This window comes from uncultured Nevskia sp., assembly GCF_903885465.1.
Lineage (GTDB): Bacteria > Pseudomonadota > Gammaproteobacteria > Nevskiales > Nevskiaceae > Nevskia.
This window is the reverse complement of record NZ_CAISIQ010000262.1, coordinates 1-5,670: the sequence shown is the minus strand read 5'-3', so window position 1 is coordinate 5,670 and position 5,670 is coordinate 1. Positions and strand designations below refer to the sequence as shown.

At 64.4% G+C, this 5,670-nt stretch carries 4 protein-coding genes and 1 pseudogene; 4 read left to right on the top strand and 1 reads right to left on the bottom strand.

Annotation, left to right across the window (positions count from 1 at the left end; translation table 11 throughout):
* Nucleotides 1–48: 48 nt before the first annotated feature.
* A complete protein-coding gene (locus QZY06_RS09835; protein ID WP_295683506.1) occupies nt 49–1,809 on the bottom strand; it encodes a DUF4394 domain-containing protein in 1,761 nt (586 codons plus the stop codon).
* Between the two features lie 477 nt (nt 1,810–2,286).
* Between QZY06_RS09835 and QZY06_RS09830 the strand changes: the two genes are divergently transcribed.
* From QZY06_RS09830 to QZY06_RS22195, 4 genes and pseudogenes are all read left to right on the top strand, one after another.
* Nucleotides 2,287–3,564 (top strand): GTP cyclohydrolase II, encoded by a 1,278-nt coding sequence (locus QZY06_RS09830; protein ID WP_295683504.1) that lies wholly within the window; start codon nt 2,287–2,289, stop codon nt 3,562–3,564.
* The gene (locus QZY06_RS09825; RefSeq protein ID WP_295683501.1) at nt 3,561–4,772 is read left to right on the top strand and encodes a URC4/urg3 family protein; all 1,212 of its coding nucleotides are present in this window, start codon (nt 3,561–3,563) and stop codon (nt 4,770–4,772) included. The genes QZY06_RS09830 and QZY06_RS09825 overlap by 4 nt, the downstream gene beginning before the upstream one ends.
* Before the next feature lie 36 nt (nt 4,773–4,808).
* Nucleotides 4,809–5,444: a uracil phosphoribosyltransferase gene (gene upp, locus QZY06_RS09820; RefSeq protein ID WP_028475069.1), complete on the top strand. Its 636-nt coding sequence runs from the start codon at nt 4,809–4,811 to the stop codon at nt 5,442–5,444.
* A 72-nt stretch (nt 5,445–5,516) separates the two neighbouring features.
* Nucleotides 5,517–5,670, top strand: a pseudogene (locus QZY06_RS22195) (succinyl-diaminopimelate desuccinylase); the annotation flags it as partial.

Sequence of the window (5,670 nt, the reverse complement as noted above, 5' to 3'; positions counted from 1 at the left end):
GGGCCAGTCCCGAAAGACCGGCCCCCTTGTCTCCAGACCGCGATCTGGCTACTGCACGCGCGAGCTGATCGCGTTCACCGCGCCGCTGTTGCCGATCGGCCCGATGGCGGTCGCAGCACCGGTATCGAGGTCGATCCGGTAGAGCGTCGACAGCGGGCTGCCCGTGGTGCGCAGCGCCGCGAACACGAACTGGTCCGCCGCACCGGCGATATCCAGACTCTGTTCGGCAGCACCGGGAGCCGAGACCGGCAGACTCACGCCCAGCGGTCCGACCACAACCAGGGCGCCGTCATTCGGCACCGCCACACGCACCAGCGAGCTGTTCGAGGCATCGATCGCATACTGGAACGTGCCGCCAATAGGGGCCGCCCGATACGCCGTGGCGACGATCTGCGGTGCTGGTTCGACGGTGCGCGTTGTGCCATCGACGAACGCGAACGCGGCGGCACGCGGCGCATCGGCGATCACTCGGCCTTCTTCCACGTTGACTCTCAGGTTCTGGCCGGTGTCGCTGACGATGCGCAGCAGGTCGGCGCGCGGATTGAAATCGATGCCGAAGCGGGAGCCTGCCAGCGGCGTGCTCAGCGTGCCGATCGGCTGGGCATTGACGGTCGCGGTGGCAAAGCCGTTCTGGGCATTCTGGACCGGTAGTGCCAGAACCCGGTTCTGATCCGACACCCCATAACCGCCGCCGCCGATGAAGCCAACCGTCGACGCGCTGCGCTCGGAAATGCCGACCAGATGCTCGCCATCGGCCAGCCCGTTGATCGGCAAGGTGACCGGCCCGGCGATCAATACGCCGGTCGCCGCGTTCAGCCTGAAGCCGACGACCACATCGCCCGATGGCGTCCGCACCAGCAAGGCAAACGTACGAGTACCGGCCTCATCCAAGCGGTCGTCGTTGACCACCACCAAGCTCCGGTAATCAGCCGCAGGCAAAGGCGAGAACAGCGTCGCCGCGCCGGTCAGCGGATTGATCGTGTAGATGGCGCTGCCCGCGGCGGTGGTCAGCAGCGCGTAATGCTCGTTCAGCAGACCGGACTGGAAGATGTCGTAGCCGTTGACGGCGACCGCGTCGACGCCAAGGCTGCCGACCCGCGTCAGCCGTCCAACATTGGCGTCCTGCGTGTACACGGTGTCGGTATCGGCTTCGATCACGAACAAGGTGGTGCTCGAGCCGCTCTCCGGGTTCGTATAGGCCGCAGCGGTGACGCCGCGCAGATAGCCCATACGGCCATCGACAACCGCGGCGACCGGCACGGCCGGAGCCGGCGATACCAGTGCGGCAGTCGGCACCCGCAGGTTCAGGCCATCGTCACCGATGATCCGCAAGGCATTGGCGACCGGGTTGAAGTCGATGCCATAACGCAGGGCGGTGAGTGCCGTGCCATCGCCAGTGATCGGCTGAATCGATGAGGCGATGCCGGTTGCCGGATCGACGACCAGCACGCGGCCGGTGCTGGTGACCGCGTAGAGATTGCCGTCGGCAGGACGGAAATCGATGCCCAATATCGTTTCGCCAGCGCCAAGGCCGCTGATGGCACCGACGCTGGTGACGGTCGCTGGACTGTCGGGGCTGAAGCGCACCAGTTCCGCGCCTCCGCGAATACCGAACACCGTCGCCACCGGATCAACAGGCGGCGTCCCTGGATCGATCGGTGGGGTTCCCGGATCCACCGGCGTTGCAACGCTATCGAACTGGTCCGCACAGCCGGCCATGGTCAGCGCCGCAATCGCCAGCAAGGCTCCTGCGAGCGCGCTGCGCTTCCGGTGCGGATAGACGCGGGCGTCGTTCATCGAAGCATTCATTCATTCATTCCTGTGCTGTTCAGCTTATTTTTCTGGAAGCGGGGTGAGACAGATCGGCGGTAGACAATGCCGATGTTCCCGTAGTTCTAGTTGATGGATCGGATCGCCGATCTCGTTCGTTAGCAATTAAGAGGCCCACGACTTTGATTGGCATTAATTTTCTACAAGAAACTAACGAACTAACGTCACCGCCAAGCCAATTATCTTCGGCTTTCGCTGCTTTTTGAACATTTGGTATTGGTTTCAACCATGGGACACCCGTGAAAAGCAATTTATCGCTGGCCGGCCGACCTCGAGCGGCAGCGGGATGAAGTTGCCAAGCTTCATGGAACGATGAATGAATCCGGGCGATTTCTGCAATCCGGTTGCCGTAACGGCACGGAAGCTGCTCGCCTGCGACACTCGGGTCGCGCTTCGCCAATGATCCAGGCAGCCCATACGACCGCATCCGACCGCATCACCCAGACAGGAGTGCCGATGACCGCCGAACCAGGCTCAGAGAAGGCTCGCCACATTCGCCTGACCTCGCACCCGCCGGTCGCCGATACCGAGTTGCTGACCATCCACTGGGGCGCGGCCGATCCGCTGGAGCGTGGGCCGCTGGTCGGCACCACCACCAATCGCCTGCAGCGCAACGTCATCGGCAGCCATTCCGGTTCCTACGGCGTCTACCGCGCCTTGGCGGTTGCCGCGAAAGCGCTGCCGAAAGGCCATCGCGCCGATCTGACCAACACCTTGCCGACCGACATCATCGGCCCCTATCCGTCCTGGTTCGGCGCCGAGCGCATCGTCTCGCTCGATCCGTTCGGCGCGATCGTCGCCGATGTCTATCGCGCCCAGATCGAGCAGGGTTTCGATCTGCGGCCGACGATCGCCGTAACCAAGGCGCATATCGATCTGCCGGAGATTCGTGAGGCGATTGCCGCCGGCCGGCTCAAGCCCGACGGCAAGATCCTGCTCGACGACGGCTCGGCCGTGGTCACCAAGGTGGCGCTGGAACCGGTCTGGTGGCTGCCCGGTGTCGCCAAGCGCTTCGGGGTTGAGGAAAACGCGCTACGCCGCGCGCTGTTCGAAGAAACCGGCGGCATGTATCCGGAACTGGTGACCCGCTCCGATCTCGAAGTGTTCCTGCCGCCGATCGGCGGCCAGACCGCTTACATATTCGGTGATCCGACGGCGCTGGCGAACCCGGACGTGAGCCTGTCCTGCCGCGTTCACGATGAGTGCAATGGCTCCGACGTGTTCGGCTCCGACATCTGCACCTGCCGCCCGTATCTCACGCATGCGATCGAGGAATGCATCAAGGGCGCGCAGCCGGTTTCGCACGGTGGTCTGAACGGCGTTGGTCTGATCGTGTACTCGCGCAAGGAAGGCCGCGCGCTTGGCGAAGTCACCAAGTTCCTGGTCTACAACGCGCGCAAGCGGCAGATCGGCGGCGACAGCGCCGACAAATACTTCCTGCGCACCGAATGCGTCGCGGGTGTGCAGGACATGCGCTTTCAGGAGCTGATGCCGGATGTGCTGCACTGGTTCGGCGTGCAGCGCATTCATCGCCTGGTGTCGATGAGCAACATGAAATACGACGCCATCGTCGGCGCCGGCATCAAGGTCGATGAGCGAGTGAAGCTGCCGGACGAGTTGATTCCGGCTGACGCTCGCGTGGAAATCGAAGCCAAGATGGCGGCCGGCTATTTCACCGACGGCGTGGTGATCGCCGCCGACAAGCTGATCGACGTCAAGGGCCGAGCGCTGTGAACCCAGCGGTTGCGACGCTGCGCGATCCGGCAACCATTCGCGCCCGCGCCGGCAACATCAGCGCTGCGATCGTGGCCGGAAAATCGGAGTGGTGGACCGTTGACGAATCGCGGATCGAAGCCGCGGCGACGAAGGTCATCGAAGTCACCCTCGCCCGCTATCCGGCCCTGGCCATTCCGTATCACAGCCGCTGGCGTCACTTCGAAGCGGGCGGCGTCGATCGCGCAGGCGAACTGACGGCGGCGATGGCCGGGCTTGATCCTGCTGCGCAGGCACGCGCCCGGATCGATCTGGCCATCGTCAGCGTGCTGCTCGACGCCGGTGCTGGCGCGCAATGGCAGTACCGCGACGGCGGCGCCGATTACGGGCGATCGGAAGGTCTTGGTGTGGCCAGCTTCCGCGCCTTCATCGCTGGCGCGTTCTCGTCCGATCCGAAGCAGCCGCTGCAAGTCGATGGCACCGCGCTGCTAACGCTCGATGCCGCGCGACTCGGCAGCCTGTTCCAGGTTGGCGACGACAACCCGCTGGTGGGCCTCGATGGTCGTGCAGAACTGCTGCGACGCTTCGGCCAGACGCTGATCGACCGCCCGCAAGCTTTCGGAGCCGGCGCACGCCCCGGCGGCCTGTTCGATCTGCTGACCGATCACGGCGCGAAGCAAGAGATCGAAGTCTCGGCCTTGCTGCGCGCGCTGCTCGATCACACGAGCGACATCTGGCTGGCCGGCAATGCGCTCGATGGCGTAGCGCTCGGCGATGCCTGGCCGCATCCACTCGCCGGTGGAGAAGGTGCCAGCGCGGGCTGGATGCCGTTTCACAAGCTCAGCCAGTGGCTGGTCTATTCGCTGTTCGAGCCGTTCGAGTGGGCCGGCATCACCATCGGCGGTCGCGACGCGCTGACCGGCCTGCCCGAGTACCGCAACGGCGGCCTGCTGATCGATGCCGGCGTGATCGTGCTGCGCGATCCGGCATTCGCAACGCAGCAGTGGAAAGCCGGTGACGCGCTGATCATCGAATGGCGGGCGCTGACCGTGAACCTGATCGACGTGATCGCCAATCGAGTCCGCGCATTGCTCAAGCGCAGCGCTGACGAGCTGCCGCTGGCCTGCATCCTCGAAGGCGGCACCTGGGCCGCCGGCCGCGCGTATGCGGCCGAGCTGCGCGGCGGCCTGCCGCCCTTGAACATCGTCAGCGACGGCACCGTGTTCTGAACCCCGTCTCAAGGAATCAACCTAGGAATGAAGCCGATGACCGCAGGCACCGTGCATCTGATCGACCACCCGCTGGTCCAGCACAAGCTGACCCTGATGCGGAAGAAGAGCGCCAGCGTCAACAGTTTCACGCGGCTGCTCGACGAGTTGTCGACCCTGATGGCTTACGAAGTCACCCGCGACATGCCGATGCACGAAGTCGAGATCGAAACACCGATCTGCTCGATGACTTCGAAGCTGATCGATGGCAAGAAGATCGTGCTGGTGCCGATCCTGCGCGCCGGCCTCGGCATCCTCGCCGGCATGCGCAGCGTCATTCCCGGTGCAAGAGTCGGCCATATCGGCCTGTATCGCGATCCGAAGACGCTCGGCGCCATCGAGTACTACTTCAAGATGCCGTCCGGCATGCGCAACCGCGATGCGATCGTGCTCGATCCGATGCTGGCCACTGGCAATTCGGCAGTCGCTGCCGTCGACCGTCTGAAGGAAACCCATCCGCGCTCGATCCGCTTCGTCTGCCTGCTGACCTGCCCCGAAGGCCTGGCGAACTTCCACAGCCAGCATCCGGACGTGCCGGTCTACACGGCGGCGATCGATCAGGGGCTGAACGAGCACGGCTACATCGTGCCGGGCCTCGGCGATGCCGGCGATCGGATCTTCGGCACCAAGTAGAACCAATGGCCCGGGTCTGGATGTTGCATCGCGGTAGAATTGCTGATCCACATTGCCGCCCTTCCCGCCCTCATGGCTGATGACCTTCGCACCTCCGCGGTGCTGGAACTGACTCGCGCGCTGATCGCCCGCCGTTCGCTGACGCCGGACGATGCTGGCTGCTGCGCGCTGATCGCCGAACGTCTGGCGGCGCTTGGTTTCACGATCGAATGGATCAACGCTGAAG

Bases quoted from the DNA above. Each gene is read 5' to 3' on its own strand.
- QZY06_RS09835 (WP_295683506.1), bottom strand. From the start codon at position 1,809: ATGAATGCTTCGATGAACGACGCCCGCGTCTATCCGCACCGGAAGCGC.
- QZY06_RS09830 (WP_295683504.1), top strand. From the start codon at position 2,287: ATGACCGCCGAACCAGGCTCAGAGAAGGCTCGCCACATTCGCCTGACC.
- upp (WP_028475069.1), top strand. From the start codon at position 4,809: ATGACCGCAGGCACCGTGCATCTGATCGACCACCCGCTGGTCCAGCAC.